Annotated in this window: 16 protein-coding genes; 9 read left to right on the top strand and 7 right to left on the bottom strand. The window is 63.6% G+C overall.

Annotated elements, in window-relative coordinates; translation table 11 throughout:
• Positions 1-144 precede the first annotated feature (144 nt).
• A complete protein-coding gene (locus BLO97_RS18325; protein ID WP_092347222.1) occupies positions 145-1452 on the top strand; it encodes a type VI secretion system Vgr family protein in 1308 nt (435 codons plus the stop codon).
• Positions 1449-2246, top strand: coding sequence for a DUF4123 domain-containing protein (locus BLO97_RS18320; RefSeq protein WP_092347219.1), 798 nt, complete (start codon positions 1449-1451; stop codon positions 2244-2246). The genes BLO97_RS18325 and BLO97_RS18320 overlap by 4 nt, the downstream gene beginning before the upstream one ends.
• 3 nt (positions 2247-2249) lie before the next feature.
• On the opposite strand, the gene BLO97_RS18315 is transcribed toward BLO97_RS18320, so the two are convergent.
• A complete protein-coding gene (locus tag BLO97_RS18315) occupies positions 2250-3599 on the bottom strand; it encodes an MATE family efflux transporter (protein ID WP_092347216.1) in 1350 nt (449 codons plus the stop codon).
• A 277-nt stretch (positions 3600-3876) separates the two neighbouring features.
• On the bottom strand, positions 3877-4170 hold the full coding sequence (locus BLO97_RS18310; RefSeq protein ID WP_018607618.1) for a hypothetical protein: 294 nt from the start codon (positions 4168-4170) through the stop codon (positions 3877-3879).
• Between the two features lie 164 nt (positions 4171-4334).
• Here BLO97_RS18310 and BLO97_RS18305 point away from each other — a divergent pair, with 164 nt between their 5' ends.
• Genes BLO97_RS18305 through BLO97_RS18290 form a run of 4 tightly spaced genes read left to right on the top strand, consistent with a single transcriptional unit; the run spans position 4335 to position 6591 of the window.
• Positions 4335-4640, top strand: coding sequence for a MazG-like family protein (locus BLO97_RS18305; RefSeq protein WP_003186192.1), 306 nt, complete (start codon positions 4335-4337; stop codon positions 4638-4640).
• The gene (locus BLO97_RS18300) at positions 4637-5386 is read left to right on the top strand and encodes a methyltransferase (RefSeq protein ID WP_063323105.1); all 750 of its coding nucleotides are present in this window, start codon (positions 4637-4639) and stop codon (positions 5384-5386) included. The genes BLO97_RS18305 and BLO97_RS18300 overlap by 4 nt, the downstream gene beginning before the upstream one ends.
• Positions 5387-5398: 12 nt before the next feature.
• On the top strand, positions 5399-6016 hold the full coding sequence (locus BLO97_RS18295; RefSeq protein ID WP_063323104.1) for a DUF4136 domain-containing protein: 618 nt from the start codon (positions 5399-5401) through the stop codon (positions 6014-6016).
• Between the two features lie 20 nt (positions 6017-6036).
• The gene (locus BLO97_RS18290; RefSeq protein WP_092147088.1) at positions 6037-6591 is read left to right on the top strand and encodes a DUF4136 domain-containing protein; all 555 of its coding nucleotides are present in this window, start codon (positions 6037-6039) and stop codon (positions 6589-6591) included.
• A 78-nt stretch (positions 6592-6669) separates the two neighbouring features.
• Here the strand turns inward: BLO97_RS18290 and BLO97_RS18285 are convergent, their stop codons facing one another.
• Entirely contained in the window at positions 6670-7524 is an 855-nt protein-coding gene (locus tag BLO97_RS18285) for a MaoC family dehydratase (RefSeq protein WP_092347213.1), read from the bottom strand.
• Positions 7525-7526: 2 nt separating this feature from the next.
• Positions 7527-8879 (bottom strand): 3-oxoacyl-ACP reductase, encoded by a 1353-nt coding sequence (locus BLO97_RS18280; RefSeq protein WP_092347210.1) that lies wholly within the window; start codon positions 8877-8879, stop codon positions 7527-7529.
• 194 nt (positions 8880-9073) lie between these two features.
• On the opposite strand from BLO97_RS18280, the gene BLO97_RS18275 reads away from it, so the two are divergent.
• Entirely contained in the window at positions 9074-10351 is a 1278-nt protein-coding gene (locus tag BLO97_RS18275) for an acetyl-CoA C-acetyltransferase (RefSeq protein WP_003197458.1), read from the top strand.
• On the opposite strand, the gene BLO97_RS18270 is transcribed toward BLO97_RS18275, so the two are convergent.
• Positions 10338-11366 carry a bile acid:sodium symporter family protein gene (locus BLO97_RS18270; protein WP_092347207.1) on the bottom strand — a complete coding sequence of 343 codons (1029 nt, stop codon included), beginning with the start codon at positions 11364-11366 and terminating at the stop codon, positions 10338-10340. The two genes, BLO97_RS18275 and BLO97_RS18270, sit on opposite strands and share 14 nt — an antisense overlap.
• A 79-nt stretch (positions 11367-11445) precedes the next feature.
• Between BLO97_RS18270 and BLO97_RS18265 the strand changes: the two genes are divergently transcribed.
• Together BLO97_RS18265 and BLO97_RS18260 are read left to right on the top strand one after the other, a co-directional pair.
• Positions 11446-12237, top strand: coding sequence for an AraC family transcriptional regulator (locus tag BLO97_RS18265; protein ID WP_072340309.1), 792 nt, complete (start codon positions 11446-11448; stop codon positions 12235-12237).
• A 239-nt stretch (positions 12238-12476) separates the two neighbouring features.
• A complete protein-coding gene (locus tag BLO97_RS18260; RefSeq protein ID WP_079301706.1) occupies positions 12477-13370 on the top strand; it encodes a PA4780 family RIO1-like protein kinase in 894 nt (297 codons plus the stop codon).
• A 291-nt stretch (positions 13371-13661) separates the two neighbouring features.
• Here BLO97_RS18260 and cueR read toward each other — a convergent pair whose 3' ends face one another.
• Positions 13662-14075, bottom strand: a complete 414-nt coding sequence (cueR, locus tag BLO97_RS18255) for a Cu(I)-responsive transcriptional regulator (protein WP_092347204.1) — start codon at positions 14073-14075, stop codon at positions 13662-13664.
• On the bottom strand, positions 14072-16465 hold the full coding sequence (locus BLO97_RS18250) for a heavy metal translocating P-type ATPase (RefSeq protein ID WP_092347201.1): 2394 nt from the start codon (positions 16463-16465) through the stop codon (positions 14072-14074). Before BLO97_RS18250 ends, cueR begins: the two co-directional genes overlap by 4 nt.
• Positions 16466-16508: the final 43 nt, after the last annotated feature.

Below are 16508 nucleotides of genomic sequence, written 5' to 3'. Positions count from 1 at the left end.
CCGCCGCTGTTTCCGCACATCGGTGCGTTTAACCGGCGATGTCCTTATTTCGTGTAGTCCCTTTCCTAACTTGTACTTGGCCCCTCTACTCGGCCATGGCTCTCGGCGAGAATCCCCGACCGCCCCTCCTGTAGAGAAACGCCGATGTCCGATCCAGCCAGCGAGCCAGCCTTTCGTCTGGAGATAGCCGGTCTGCCCGAGCCTGTTGACGTCGTGGCCTTCACGGGTAGCGAAGCGATCAGCGAACCCTTCGTCTATGAAGCGCAGCTGTCGTTGCGCGACGCGAACCTGGACCTGGCGGGCCTGTTGTACCGCAGCGTCTGGTTGAGTTTCGGGGCCCCGGGCCGAGGTGTTCATGGGCAGCTTCATGAGTTGGTCCAACACAGTCATGGCGCCGGCTGCCAGGTGCGTATCGGGCCGAAGCTGGCCTGTCTGGCGCAGCGATTCAGCCAGCGGGTTTTCAGCGCCCGCTCGGTGCCGCAGATCATTCGCCAGGTGCTCAAGGCCCATGACATCATTGGCCGCAGCCTGTGCCTGGATTTGAGTGGCGATTATCCACCGCAGGATTTCTGTACCCAGTATCGAGAGTCGGACCTGCAGTTCCTGCAGCGCGTATGCGCCCAGGCGGGTATCCACTTTCATTTCGAACACACCCGGGACGGGCATTGCCTGGTGTTCGCTGATAATCCACACAGTTTTCCCCCTGCCGGTAAGGCGGTCTACGCGGACGACGACCCGATTGCCGCGGTGCGCTCGTTCAGCGTGCAAACCGATGTGTCGGAGGAGCAGGTCGCCCAGGGGCGCAGCGACTTGATGAGCCTGCACGGTGGTCAGGTGCTGAAGCTGACGGGCCATCCGTTTGCCGACTGGAACCGGCGCTGGCTGCTGACGAAGGTCGAGCACCGCGCACAGGCGGGGGTGTACGGCAATCATTTCAGGGCCATTCCCCGGGGCGTGCTGTTCGTGCCGGAGGAGGTCCCGGTAAAACCGCGCATGGTGAGCCGGCAACGTGGCTGGGTCGTGGCGGTGGACGAGCCGTCGGAGCTGGGAGCGGGGCGCGTGGCGGTGCAGTTTGACTGGCTCTACCAGGGCGAAGGCGCGAGCCCCAGTCATTGCTGGCTGCCTTTGGCGCCCGAACTGGTCCCGGGCGTGGCGGGCGCCTTGAGTGACGGCACCGAGGTGCTGGTGAGCTTTATCGAAGGCGATCCGGATCGGCCAATGATCAGTGCATTTCTGGATGCGCCTGCCTCAGTAGAGATTGTGGATGAGTCATCCACAGGCGAAACGCGTGGGCCATCGGTTGCCGATCCGTTTCTGTTGTCTGCAATCCGGGAGGCCGAGCCGCTGGTCTTGTTGTGCTTGTTGCCCGAAGGCGGGCCTTTCAGCCCCTGCTCCCAGCCACTGTGCACCTGCCGTATGCTCATGCGGCGTGGCGCGAGTGTCGCTCGATGAACGCCGCGCCCCTGTCTGGATCACCGCCGCAATGGCTGCTGCTCGACGTACCGAGTGCGCCTGGCGCTGCGCGGCTGGTGCGCGCGCAGTTCGCCAAGGCCCGGTGCTTTGCCTTGTTTGAAAACACCGAGCTGCATGGGCTGCGAGAGCACGGTCCGCTGTTGGTGGATCTGCGCCATTCGCCTGCGCTGGCCAGCCTTTGTCACCTGGATCCAGGTTCCTGGCCGGGGCTGTTGTTGGTCAGCCCATCGCCTGCTGCGCAATTGCTGGCGCATCTGCGGCGCATGCTGACGGTGACCCTGGGTCTGCACCACAAAGCTTTGTTGAGCTATTACAACCCGTACATCGCCAGCTATTTCTTCGACGGTTGCGACCCTCAAGAACTCAGTTGCTGGCTGGGCCCGATCAGTTTGTTGCGCTGGTTTGGTGGCACCTGGGCCGACCGGGCGATCGGCAGCCAGGGTTGGCAACAACTGTCCAACCCTGGGCTGCCGGTGGCGGCGCTGGAGAAAGAGCACGGGCTCAGCGACCGGCAGCAGGACCAGTTGCAACGGTGCCTGCTGGAGCGTCACGCCTGGCAATGGTGCCGCTCCACCGGATGTAATTACCAGCGGCTCTGGGGGAATTTGCAGCAGGGCCTGACGCTGGGGTTTACCGAGCGGGCGGTGCTCGATGACTGGTTGTGGCTGCGCCTGCAATACCCCGATGCCCGGCCAGTGCCTGGCCTGGTGGGTGGTTCGCAGCGCGAGCGGTTCGAGCATCTGCGCCGGCGCTGGCAGGGCAGCCAGGATTGAGCGTTAGTGGGCTGATGCGCCGAGCCAGCGATCGTGCCGCTGCAAGTGCCAGGCGAAAGCGCCGAGGGTCAGGCTGCGCAGGGCCATGAACAGCAGGAAGGTTATCCATAACCCATGGTTGCCCAGCCCTTGCAGCGCCCAGGCGATGGGCAACACCAGCAGCAGGGTCAGCAGCATGCCGTTGCGCATTTCCCGGGCACGGGTGGCGCCAATGAACAGCCCGTCGAGCAAGTAACTCCAGACCGCAATCAGCGGCAAGGCGGCCAGGTAGGGCAGGTAGTGATAAGCGGTGGCGCGCACGTCAGGAATGTCGGTCTGCATGTCGATGAACAGGTGGCCGGCGAGCAGGAACAGCAGTGCAAAGCCCAGGCTGGCGATCAACGACCAGCCGCACGCCACCACCAGCGAGCGACGCAGCGCCAGGCGGTCGCGGGCGCCAATGGCATGGCCGCACAGCGCTTCGACGGCATGGGCCAGGCCGTCCAGGGCATGGGCTGTCAGCAACAGGCCGTTGAGCAGCAAGGCATTGGCCGCCACGGTCGCATCCCCCAGGCGTGCGCCTTGCACGGTGATCAGGAAAAACACCGCTTGCAGCACCAGGCTGCGGATGAAAATGTCCCGGTTCACCGCCAGTAGCGGACGCCAGCTCTGCCACACCCCCAGGGCGCCCCAGGCAATCTGTCCAGGCCAGGCGCGCAGTGTGTGACGAGCCAGGGCCAGGCCGACCAGCGCACCGGTCCACTCGGCGATCACCGACGCCCGGGCCGAACCGGTCACGCCCCAGTCCAGGCCGATCACGAACCACAGGTTGAGGGCGATGTTGATCAGGTTGGTCACCAACAGGATTGCCAACGGTGCCCGGGCATTCTGGGCACCGAGGAACCAGCCCACCAGCGCATAACTGGCCAGCGCCGCCGGCAGGCCGAACAGCCGGGTGTGAAAGAAATCCTGGGTCAACTGGTTGAGCTCGGCGGACGGCTGCATGAAGTGCAACGCTACGTCGCTCAATGGCACGCCGACGGCAGCGAGCAGTACCGCCAACCCTATCGCCAACAGCAGCCCTTGCAGCAGCACTTGTCGCAACGCCGCCCCATCACCGCGCCCGGTAGCCTGGGCGGCGAACCCGGTGGTGCCCATGCGCAGGAAACCCATGGCCCACGCCAGCACCGTATACAAACTCGCCCCGACCGCTACCGCGCCCAACTGATGGGCATGGGGCAAATGGCCGATGACGGTACTGTCCACCAAGGCCACCAGCGGTACGGAAATGTTCGAGAGAATCATTGGCGCAGCCAGCGCCCAGACCCGGCGATGGGTAAGGCGGTCGCGCCAGTCGGTGGTCAGGTTGGACATGCGGGCTCCTTGATGGAGCGCGATTGTAGCGGGTTCCTGAATTGATCGTGCCCGGTGCGGAGGGGAACACGCAATTCTCCAAAGTGACTTCGGACTCATTGTGGCGAGGGAGCTTGCTCCCGCTCGGCTGCGAAGCAGTCGTAAAGCCGGCTGGCGCGATGTGTCTGGAAGATTGCGTCAGCCCATTTGGGGCGGCTTCGCCACCCAGCGGGAGCAAGCTCCCTCGCCACAGGTGCTGTGTCCGGCGCGGGCTCTGTGGTGGGGAGCGATCCGAGTGCTAGTGGATAATCCAGCTCAACAACCACAACCCCAGCACCAGCCAGATGATGCCCATGACGATCGAGGCCCGCATGAACGCGCGGATCGCCGAGTAAAGCAACATCAGCCCGAGGATCAGCGCGATGATGCTGATGATCGAGGTGTCCATGCCCAGGGTACGTGACAGCCCATCGACAAAATTGCCGCCGGCATTGGCCAGGGTGTTGAAGAGACCGCTGAGCAGGTCGACGATGAAACGGATCACCGAACCGAGCGCCTGGCCGAGCCATTCGAAAAAGCTTTCTGCCTGCATGTGTGCATCCTGATGGGAGGGGATCTGAGCTGAGCCGTTGGCTCCTGATTGTAGGAGCTGTAGCGGCCGAGTTGGTTCGATTATGGGGCAAACTGTCGCTTCGTACCGAGACTCTTGCCTTCCCAGGTCATCCCCCTGAAGCTATGCGCATTCAGGAGAACCCGATGAACCTTGTTGAACTGACCGAACGCCTGCATGCCATTCGTGACCGTAACGACTGGCGGCAATTCCACAGCCCGAAAAACCTCGCCATGGCCGCCAGTGTGGAAATGGCCGAACTGGTGGAGATTTTCCAGTGGCTGACCGAGGACCAGTCGCGCCAGTTGCCGGCGGACAAACTGGCCCACGCCGGGCAGGAGGTCGGTGACATCGTGTTGTACCTGTTGCTGCTTTGCAGCGAACTGGGCCTGGACATGGACGCCGTGGTGCGCAGCAAACTGGCTGACAGCGAACGGCGGTTCGGCCAATGAGCGACCGTCATTTCGATCAGCTCGCCACGCGTTTTGCCGAAAAAATCTACGGAGGGGCCAAGGGCGCGATCCGCCTGGCGGTGCTTCAGGCCGATCTGCTGGAAGCTTTGCCACAGCGTCCATTGCGCGTGCTGGACATCGGCGCCGGCCTGGGCCACATGTCGTTGTGGCTGGCCGAACGCGGTCACCAGGTGACCCTGGCCGAGCCGGCCGAGCCCATGCTCGAAGGCGCCCGCCAGCGCTTTGCCGAGGCGGGCCAGAGCGCCACGTTCATCCAGGCGCCGTGGCAGGACCTGCTCGGCCAGCTCACTGAACCTTACGACCTGGTGTTGTGTCACGCGGTGCTGGAATGGCTGGCCGAACCTCACGCGATCCTGCCAGTGCTGCATCAACTCACGGTCCCTGGCGGCTGGCTGTCCCTGGCATTCTACAACCGCGACGCGCTGGTCTATCGCAACCTGCTCAAGGGGCATTTTCGCAAGTTGCGCAAAAATGACATGGCCGGCGAAAAACAGAGCCTGACGCCGCAACAACCTCTTGATCCACGAGAGTTGGCGGCGCAACTTGAAGGCCTGTGGCAGGTCGAAAACCAGAGTGGTGTGCGGGTTTTCCATGACTATATGCCGGTAGAGTTCCAGGGCCGCGTGGAGCTTGCGCAGTTGCTGGAAATGGAACTGGCCCACCGTCGCCATCCGGCGTTTGCCGGGTTGGGACGTTATCTGCACTGGATCTGCCGTCCAGTGTGACCGGAGAGCGAAATGAAAGGTCGTTCAGGGTTGTTGATGCTGTGCCTGGGACTGGCGGCCTGCCAGGGCAGCAACCCCTATGTCGCCACGTCCAATCCACTGCCGCCGGCACCGGCCGAGGCCGCCACGGTGTTCGACCGCAGCGCTTACCCTGCGCCGCCCCGTGACTATGGGCGCTATCGCAGTTGGGCCTGGCGTGACGGGCGCCTGCCGTCGGGTTCCGCCTGGGCGGACTCGGCTCAAGTGGCCGAAGCGGTGAGCAATGCCCTGGACCAGCGTGGCCTGCGCCCGCTGCATGACAACCGGCCCGCCGACCTGTTCGTCAGCGCCGACCTGCGTCTGGAAACCCGCGTGCGCCAGGTCCGCGACGACTATGATGCCGGTTACTACGGCGGCTATAACCGTTATGACCGCTATGGCCCGGGTTATGGGATGTACCATCCGGTGCCGATGGTGCGCACGTATCAGGAGCAGGTCGTGGTGGTGCGGGTGGATCTGTTCGATGCCCGCACGGGGCAACCGGTATGGAGCGCCAGCGCCGAGACCGGCCAGCGGGGCAGTCAAAGCGAGCGCACCGATGCCATTCGTGCTGCAGTGGAAAAAGCCATGTCGGCGTATCCTCCAAGTTGATTACGCAACGGAGTAAAACCATGTTTCGCCGTCTTGCTCTACTGGCCTTCACCCTATTGTTGGGCGCTTGTGCCTCTAATCAGGTCAACCATGATTTCGACACCAGCCGCGATTTCGCGGCGTATCGCAGTTGGAGCTGGAAAGACCCGGCGCTGCAATATCGCCCCGATGACCCTCGCATCAAGAGCGACCTGACCGAACAGCGAATCCGCCAGGCGGTTGCCGATCAACTCGACCAGCGCGGCTTGCGTCCGGCGGCTGGCGGGCATGGCGATGTGCTGGTCCAGGCCTATTTGATCGTCGAGGACCGCCAGCAGCAGGTCACCACCCACTACGGCGGCGGGTGGGGCGGCCCTTGGAATGGCTATTGGGGCGGGCCGATGTACAACGAAACCCGCAACATCAGCTACAAGGTCGCCACCGTGCAGATCGACCTGCTCGATGGCAAGGACGGCAAGCTGGTGTGGCGTGGCAGTGACGAACAACTGCTCAGCAATTCCCCCAACCCGGCTGACCGCAACACGGCCGTGCGCGAGACGGTTGGGCGGATCCTGTCCAACTACCCGCCGCGCTGAGCACGGCGAATTCAAGATGGGGGGAGGCTGAGCCACTGCCATCGCGAGCAAGCTCGCTCCCACATTAGGGGGGGCTGCTCAGGTCACCGGCCGCCACTCTCCCACCATATGCTCCAGCGCCCCGGTCCCCACCAGTTGCAGTTGTCCACTGGATCCCGCCGCGCTGGACAGCAGGGTCACTTCGCTGGGCAGGCGTACCGGTTTCTTGAAGGTCACCTCGATCTCGATGTTGGCCTCGGGCAGGTGGTCATCCAGCGCCGCGAGGGTCCTGGCCTTGTTCCACAAGCCGTGGGCGATGGCGGTGGGGAAGCCGAACAGCCTGGCGCTGATACCGCTCAGGTGAATCGGGTTGTAGTCGCCAGACACTTTGGCATATTGCCGCCCGATGTCTGCCGGTGCGGTCCAGTGCGCGACTTCAATCAAGGGCAGGCTGGCCTGCGGTGAGTCCTCCACAAGTGCCCCGTCGAGCTGGACGCCTTTGCAAAGCATCTGGCTCTGGGCCTCCCATAGCGGCCCCAACTGGTCATCGAGGCGGGTCACCAGGTCGAATACCGCGCCCTTGGGGTGGGCTTGAAGATTCTCGACATTGACGCTGGCACGCACTTGGCCAACCCCGCCCATGGGCCGCAATAGACGAATGCGGTTGCTCAAGTGGATCAGCCCCAGCAGTGGAAATGGAAAATTCCGCGCGGTGAGCAATTGCATTTGCAGGGCAAACGCCAAGACGTGGGGATAGGTCGGCGGCAGCAGTCCGTTATCGACGAACCCGCAGACTTTGCGATAGGCCGCCAGGCGTTGCGGGTCGACCTGAAGCATTTGACGCAGCCCTTCCTCGGGCAGGGTCGTTCCGGTGACCTTGCGCCGTGTCGCCGCTTTCGAATAAAGCCCGGACATGGAGGGCGGGCTGCTGACTTCATGCCATTGGATCGTCATGGTCACGCTCCCAGAAGGCTTTGCCCGCATACCCGCAGGGCCTGGCCGGTCACGGCACCCGTGCCCGGTTGCGCCAGCCATGCAACGGCTTCGGCGACATCCTGGGGCAGGCCGCCCTGGCCCAGGGAACTCATGCGCCGCCCGGCTTCGCGTAGCGCGAAGGGAACCTCGGCGGTCATGCGCGTTTCAATGAAACCCGGCGCCACGGCGTTGATGCTGATGCCCCGTGGTTGCAACAACGGTGCCCAGGCCTGGGCCAAGCCGATCAGCCCGGCCTTGCTCGCCGCATAGTTGGTCTGCCCACGGTTGCCGGCAATGCCGCTGATGGAGGCCAGCAGCACGACGCGGCCATTGTCGTGCAGGGTGCCGCTGTCGAGCAGGGCCTTGGTCAATACTTGCGGGGCATTGAGGTTCACGGCCAGCACCGCGTCCCAGAATTCCGGGGTCATGTTGGCGAGGGTCTTGTCCCGGGTGATGCCGGCGTTGTGCACCAGGATATCGACGCCGTCGGGCAGGTGCTCGATCAGCTGTGCCGCGGCATCTTGGGCGCAGATGTCCAGCGTGACGCTGCGCCCGCTCAAGCGAGCCGCCAGGGCGTCGAGGTCGGTCTTGGCCTGCGGCACGTCCAGCAGGATCACGTCGGCGCCATCACGGGCCAGGGTTTCGGCGATGGAAGCGCCGATCCCGCGGGCTGCACCGGTGACCAGTGCCTTGAGCCCAGTCAGTGGTCGGGTCCAGTCCTGGACCTGGGTGTCACAGGCGTTGAGGCGAATGACCTGCCCGGAGATGAAGGCGCTCTTGGGCGACAGGAAAAACCGCAGTGCGCCTTCCAGCTGGGCTTCGGCGCCGTCGCCGACGTACAGCAGTTGCAGCGTCCCACCGTGGCGCAGCTCTTTGGCCAGGGAACGGCTGAAACCCTCCAACGCCCGCTGGGCACTGGCGGCGAATGGGTCGGCAAGACTTTCCGGCGCGCGACCGAGGATGACGACATGGGCGCTGTGGTCGAGGTTTTTCATCAGTGGCTGGAAAAATTCCCGCAACTGCTTGAGCTGGTCGACCTGCAGCAAATGGCTGGCGTCGTACACCACCGCCTTGATTTTCGGGCCATGGCCGGGGATCCACTCGGTGGCCAGGGTCGGCTCGCCGCCATAGATGAAAATGCTGTCGGTCAGGCGCTTGGCAAACGTGCCGATCTGTTCGGTCAACGGCCCGCCGCCCAGTAGCAATGCGCCTTCGATCGGCCGCAGGCGCCCGGCCTGCCAGCGTTCCAGGCGCACCGGCGATGGCAGGCCGAGGGACCCGACCATGCGCCGGCCAATGGGCGAATTGGCGAAGTCGATATAACGGTCAGACATGGAACACACTCCGGCTGATGAGGTTCCAAGTGTGGACCATGATTGGCAATCAGTCGTTCGATTGGCGAGATAAAGCCTAAGCTTGAGCGGGAGCGCTTTTTCCAGGGCACCGAATTCCTGTGGGAGCAAAGCTTGCTCCCACAGGGTTCGGTTGAGTCTTCATAGGGCACTAGACCTACACAGGGGAGTTCTTCATGACACAACTACGCCGCGTCGCGATCATCGGTGGTAACCGCATTCCGTTCGCCCGCTCCAACGGGGCCTATGCCACCGCCAGCAACCAGGCGATGTTGACGGCTGCCCTCGAGGGGCTGATCGAACGCTACAACCTGCATGGCTTGCACATCGGCGAAGTGGCTGCCGGTGCGGTGCTCAAGCACTCCCGGGATATGAACATGACCCGCGAATGCGTGCTCGGCTCGCGGCTGTCACCGATGACGCCGGCCTATGACGTACAGCAGGCCTGTGGCACCGGGCTGGAAACGGTGCTGCTGGTGGCCAACAAGATCGCCCTGGGGCAGATCGACAGCGGTATTGCCGGCGGCGTCGACACCACCTCGGATGCGCCGATCGCGGTCAATGAAGGCCTGCGCAGGATCCTGCTGCAAGCCAATCGCGCCAAGACCACCGCCGACAAGATCAAGACCTTCCTGCAGCTGCGTCCCCAGCACCTCGTCCCCGACCTGCCGCGCATCAACGAACCGCGCACCGGCCTGAACATGGGGGAGCATTGCGAATTGATGGCCCAGACCTGGCAGATCCCCCGGGAGGCGCAAGACCAGTTGGCCCTGGAAAGCCATCAGAAAATGGCCGCGTCCTATGCCGAAGGTTGGCAGAACGACTTGATGACACCGTTTCTTGGCCTGACCCGGGACAACAACCTGCGCCCGGACCTGACCCCGGAAAAACTCGCCTCCCTCAAGCCGGCCTTCGAAAAAAGCGCGAAGGGCACGATGACTGCGGGTAATTCCACGCCACTGACCGATGGCGCTTCGTTGGTGCTGCTGGGCAGCGAAGAGTGGGCCAAGGCCCGAGGCCTGCCGATCCTGGCGTACCTGCGCGACGGCGAAACGGCGGCGGTGGATTTCGTCAATGGCGCCGAAGGACTGTTGATGGCCCCGGTCTACGCCGTGCCGCGGTTGCTGGCGCGCAACGGCTTGACCTTGCAGGACTTTGACTACTACGAGATCCATGAAGCGTTCGCCGCCCAAGTGTTATGCACGCTGAAGGCCTGGGAAGACCCGGACTACTGCAAGACGCGCCTGGGCCTCGACGCGCCACTCGGGTCCATCGACCGCAGCCGGTTGAACGTCAAGGGCAGTTCCCTGGCCGCCGGGCACCCGTTTGCCGCCACGGGCGGGCGCATTGTCGCCAACCTCGCCAAGTTGCTTGATGCCGCCGGGCGAGGTCGCGGCTTGATCTCCATCTGCGCCGCCGCAGGCCAGGGGGTGACGGCGATTATCGAGCGTTGAGGACCGCGCCGTCCTGGCGGGACGCCAGTTCCCGGTGATGGCTGGCGTAGCGCTCGGCGAGGATCGAGCAGACGATCAACTGCAGCGGGTGATAGATCATGATCGGCAGCAGGATCAGCCCCAGGCCGGGATGGTTGCCGAAAATCAACGCCGCCATGGGCACTCCGGCGGCGAGGGATTTCTTGCTGGCACAGAACACCGCGGCAACCTCATCGGCGCTGCTGAAGTGCAGGGCGCGGGCGGTGCGGGTGGTCGCCCACAAGATTATCGCCAACAGTACGGCACTGCCAAGCACTGCGCTCAAGAGCACACCGTGGCCTTGCTGTTGCCAGATGCCGGATACCATCGAGTTGCAGAACGCCGCGTAGACCAGCAGCAGGATCACCAGCTTGTCGATGATGCTGGTGTAGCGTTTATACCGACCGAAAAAGCCGGCCAGCCAACGCCGCAGGAACTGCCCCAGCACCAGTGGCAGCAGCAACATCAGGCACAGGTCGAGCAAGGTTGACCCCAGGTCGATACCTCCGGCGCCGCTGCCGACCACGAAACTGACCAGCAGCGGTGTCAGGAAAATCCCCAGCACGCTGGACAGGCTCGCGTTGAGAATCGCCGCCGGCACGTTACCTTTTGCACTGCCAGTCAGGGCCACCGAGGAAGAAATCGTCGAGGGCAGGGCGCACAGGTAGAAGAACCCCAGCATCAACAGCGCAGGCACATGGCTGCCGACTAGCCAGTGGCTGATCAGCCAGATCAATGGAAACACGCCAAAGGTGAAACCCTGCACCATCACATGCAGGCGGATGTTCTTCAAACCGTGGCGGATCTGTTCGCCGGACAGGTTGACCCCGTGCAGGAAGAACACCACGAAGATGCCGATGTTGACCACCCATTCGGCATGCATGGCACCGCCCGTGGCGCCAAAGGTGGGAAAGAAGTACGCCAGCAGCGTGGCGAGCACCATGCCGCACAGGAACCAGTCGGTCACCATGCGTTTGAGGTGTCTGAGGATATGCATAGGGCACCGCAAGTTGTAAGAAAAGTCGACTTAGCCTAACGTCGTCCTCACTAGTCGTCTTGCGACATAAGGCCAATCAATGCCGCCTAACGGACACCAGCAGCTGGAACGACGTATCCCCGACCTGGCGCAATTGCCGAGGCCGCTGTATGCCCGCGTCGAAAGCTTGAGCGCCGGTTCCTGGACGCAAGCCCATCGTCATGACTGGGTGCAGTTTTCCTACGCCATCAGCGGCGTTCTCGGCGTACACACCGCCGCGGGTAGCTTCTTTGCCCCGCCACAACGGGGCATCTGGATCCCGGCCGACCTGGAACATCAGGTGGTGACCTCCACCCGGGCGGAAATGCGCAGCCTGTATGTCCATCGTCACGCCTGCCCCTGGGCCGATGAACGCTGTCGGGTGCTGGAAGTCACGCCACTGGCCCGTGAGTTGATCAAGGTGTTCTGTCAGCTTCCGGTCGATTACCCGCAAGGCGATACCCAGGAACAACGGTTGGTGCAGGTGTTGCTGGACCAACTGGCGACCCTGCCGGAAGTGGGATTCTCCCTGCCGCTGCCGCGACATGCCCGTCTGCTGGGGCTGTGTAACGAGTTGATCGAACAGCCTGAGCAGAACGTCACCTTGCACGCCTGGGCTGAGCGTCTGGGTACGTCGGAAAAAACCCTGATGCGCCTGTTTCAGCGCGAGACCGGCCTGAGCTTTCGCGCCTGGCGCCAGCGCATGCGCCTGTTGTCGTCCCTGGGGTCGCTGGAGCAGGGCGACAGCGTCACCAGCGCTGCGTTGTCCTGTGGCTATGATTCAACGTCCGCGTTCATTGCCGCGTTCAAGGGGATGTTCGGCTTTACGCCGGGGGAACTGTTCAAGCATTGAGTCCTCGCATCGCTTACAACCGACGGTAGGCACGGCTGTCAGCTCTTGTCGCAAATGCCTTCGCATTCAGTTGCCAACGCCAAGTCCGGTCTCGGCTATGATTCGGCTCGGTCGATTAATCAGGCACATTGTGTGCATCGCAAGTTCATAGGTCGGCAACCCCTCCCCGTGGAGGAAGGATTGCCGTATAACGACTGTCATTCGCGTGTTTGGTAATAAAGGACCCACAATAAAAGCTGATGAAGACTCCAAAACGCATTGAACCCCTGATCGAGGACGGTCTGGTCGACGAGGTGCTGCGCCCACTCATGAGTGGTAAAGAAGCAGCTGTTTATGTGGTGCGCTGCGGCAACGAGCTACGTTGCGCGAAGGTCTACAAGGAGGCGAACAAGCGAAGTTTTCGTCAGGCGGCCGAATATCAGGAGGGCCGCAAGGTCCGCAACAGCCGTCAGGCCCGGGCCATGGCCAAGGGCTCGAAGTTCGGGCGCAAGGAAACCGAGGACGCCTGGCAGAATGCCGAAGTGGCGGCACTGTTCCGCTTGGCCAGCGCGGGTGTGCGCGTGCCCAAGCCGTACGACTTCCTTGAAGGCGTGCTGCTGATGGAACTGGTGGCCGACGAGTACGGCGATGCAGCGCCGCGTCTGAACGACGTGGTGCTGGAGCCGGACCAGGCCCGTGAATATCACGCCTATCTGATTTCCCAGATCGTGCTGATGCTGTGTACCGGTCTGGTGCACGGCGACCTGTCGGAGTTCAACGTCCTGCTCACGCCGACCGGGCCGGTGATCATCGACCTGCCTCAGGCCGTGGATGCGGCGGGTAACAACCATGCTTTCAGCATGTTGGAGCGGGACGTGGGCAACATGGCGTCCTACTTCGGCCGGTTCGCTCCGGAGCTCAAGCGCACCAAGTACGCCAAGGAAATGTGGGCGCTGTATGAAGCCGGCACCTTGCATCCGGCCAGTGTGTTAACCGGCGAGTTCGACGAGCCGGAAGAGCTGGCGGATGTCGGCGGGATCATGCGCGAGATCGAGGCCGCGCGCCTGGACGAGGAACGTCGCCAGGCCGTCCGCGCCGCCGATGATGCCCCGCCGGGCAAAGCTGAAGAGCCGCCTCCGCCTTGGATGCAATGATCGGTTGACCAGAAACCCGGCCAAGGCCGTAATGCTGTTCACTTGAGGCCATCGACAAACCCGTGGCGAGGGAGCTTGCTCCCGCTGGGCCGCGAAGCGGCCCCCTAAACCTGCCAAATGCGCAGCGTCAGACACACCGCTCCCGTCGGTTTACGACTGCTTCGCAGCCGAGCGGGAGCAAGCTCCCTCGCCACAGGTCCCTCATTTTCTTGAATGAATAGCATTAGGCCAAGGCCGGGTTTTTTGTAGGCACTGCAAAATCCTAGACCCACCGCGCTCCCACTGGGAATGTCAGAGGGGGGCGTTTTCCTGGCAGCACCCCGACGCCAGTTCCTTGAGGATCGGGCAATCCGGGCGGTGGTCGCCATGGCAGTGTTCCACCAGGTCCTGGAGGGTGTCGCGCAGTTCGGCCAGTTCGCGGATTTTCTGGTTCAGCTCATCGATGTGTTGCCGGGCCAGGGCCTTGACGTCGGCGCTGGCGCGTTGGCGGTCGTGCCAGAGGGTCAGCAGTTTGCCGACCTCTTCCAGGGAAAACCCCAAGTCGCGGGAGCGCTTGATGAACGCCAGGGTGTGCAGGTCATCGGTGCCGTAGATCCGGTAGCCGCTGTCGGTGCGATGGGCGGCCTTGAGCAGGCCGATGGACTCGTAGTAACGGATCATCTTCGCGCTCAGGCCACTCTGGCGGGCCGCTTGGCCGATGTTCATCGCTTGTCCTCCAACTGCTTGGGTGTCCAGAACTTCAACAGTAACGCATTGCTGACCACGCTGACGCTCGACAGCGCCATGGCCGCGCCGGCCAGCACCGGGTTGAGAAAACCGAACGCCGCCAGGGGGATGCCGATCAAGTTATAGACGAACGCCCAGAACAGGTTCTGGCGGATCTTGGCGTAGGTCTTGCGGCTGATATCCAGCGCCGCCGGCACCAGTCGCGGATCGCCGCGCATGAGGGTGATGCCCGCGGCATGCATCGCCACGTCGGTGCCGCCGCCCATGGCAATGCCGATATCGGCGGCGGCCAGGGCTGGGGCGTCGTTGATGCCGTCGCCGACCATCGCCACTACCGAGCGTGTTTTCAACTGCTGGACGATGGCGGACTTATCCGCCGGCAGCACTTCGGCATGGACCTGGGTGATCCCCAGCGCCTCGGCCACCACCCGGGCGCTACCCCGGTTATCGCCCGTGAGCAAGTGACTGGCGATGTGGCGCTCATTGAGGGCCTGTACGGCAGCGAGGGCGCCGGGCTTGAGGGTATCACCGAAGGCGAACAGGCCCAGCACCCGAGGCGTCGCGCCTTGTTCGATCAGCCAGGACAACGTGCGGCCTTCGGTCTCCCAGGCCTGTGCCGACTCGGCCAGCGAGCCGGGGGCCAGGCCCAGTTCGTCCAGCAGGCGTCGATTGCCCAGGGCCAGGCGGCGTCCGTCGAGGCTGCCGGCGATACCGCGTCCAGCCAGGGACTGGCTGTCGCTGACATCCGGCGCATCCAGGCCGCGCTCGGCGCAGGCATCCAGTACGGCTTTGGCGAGCGGGTGTTCGCTGCCGCGTTGCAGGGCGCCGGCCATTTTCAGCAGCGCGTCTTCATCACCTTCCAGGGCCGTCAAGTGGGCGATGCGCGGTGTGCCGGAGGTCAGGGTGCCGGTCTTGTCGAACACCACGGTGTTGACTTCATGGGCACGCTCCAGCGCCTCGGCGTCCTTGATCAGAATCCCGTGACGCGCGGCCACGCCGGTGCCGGCCATGATCGCCGTGGGCGTTGCCAGGCCCAAGGCGCAGGGGCAGGCGATCACTAGCACGGCGACGGCGTTGATCAGCGCGGTTTCCAGTGGCGCACCGTACAGCCACCAACCGATGAGCGTCGCCAGGGCCAGCACCAGCACCACCGGTACGAAGACCTGGCTGACTTTATCCACCAGTTTCTGAATCGGGGCCTTGGCCGCCTGGGCGTCTTCTACCAGGCGGATGATGCGCGCCAGGACGGTTTCGGTACCCAGGGCCAGCGTGCGTACCAGCAGCCGACCTTCGCCGTTGATGGCGCCGCCGGTGACTTTGTCGCCGGGCTGCTTGGGCACCGGCAGGCTTTCACCGCTGATCAGCGCTTCGTCGGCGTGGCTCTGGCCTTCCAGTACTTCGCCGTCCACCGGGAAGCGTTCGCCGGGCTTGACCAGCACCAGGTCATTCAAGCGCAGGGCACTGATGGCAACACCCCGCTCCTGGCCATCGATCACCTGGATCGCCCGTTCCGGACGCAAGGCTTCGAGGGCGCGGATGGCGCTGGCGGTTTGTCGCTTGGCGCGGCTTTCCAGATATTTGCCGAGCAGTACCAGGGCAATCACTACGGCCGAGGCTTCGAAGTACAGGTGCGGCATGCCGCCAGGGCGGGCGATCACCCATTCATAAAGGCTCAAGCCGTAGCCGGCGCTGGTGCCCAGGGCCACCAGCAGGTCCATGTTCCCGGCACCGGCACGCACGGCCTTGAAGGCGGCGACGTAGAAACGCGCACCGAAGATGAATTGCACCGGCGTCGCCAGGGCGAACTGCACCCAGGCCGGGAGCATCCAATGCACGCCGAACGGCTGCAGCAGCATCGGCAACACCAGCGGCACGGACAGCGTAATCGCCAGCGCCAATATCAGGCGTTCACGGTTCAGGCGGTTGGCCTGCGTGTCAGCGGGCTGTTCGGCCTGCCAGACAGTGGCGTCATAGCCGGCGCGCTTGACCGCATCGATCAGGTTTTGTGGATCCACCTGGCCGAGCAGTTCGAGGTGGGCCCTCTCATTGGCCAGGTTGACGCTGACCTTGTTCACACCGTCGACCTTGCCCAGGGCGCGTTCGACCCGGCCGACACAGGAGGCGCAGGTCATGCCTTCGATGTTCAGTTCCAGGGTGTGCACCGGAACGCTATAGCCTGCCTGTTCGACGGCCTGCTTCAAGGCCGGCAGGCTACCTTCGGGGGCCTGGACACGCGCCAGTTCCGTCGCCAGGTTGACGCTGACGGCGCTGGCACCGGTGACTTTGCTCAAGGCCCGCTCGACCCGTCCGGCGCAGCTGGCGCAGGTCATGCCGGCAATGGGTAGATCGAATGTGGTGGATTCGGACATCGGTCACGCTCCCTGTAGTGAATGACTACAGGATCAACCTTGC

The organism is Pseudomonas sp. NFACC05-1 (assembly GCF_900100135.1).
GTDB classification, from domain to species: Bacteria; Pseudomonadota; Gammaproteobacteria; order Pseudomonadales; family Pseudomonadaceae; genus Aquipseudomonas; species Aquipseudomonas fluorescens_Q.
The sequence above is the reverse complement of the archived record's forward strand: the minus strand, read 5'-3'. Positions and strand labels throughout refer to the sequence as shown.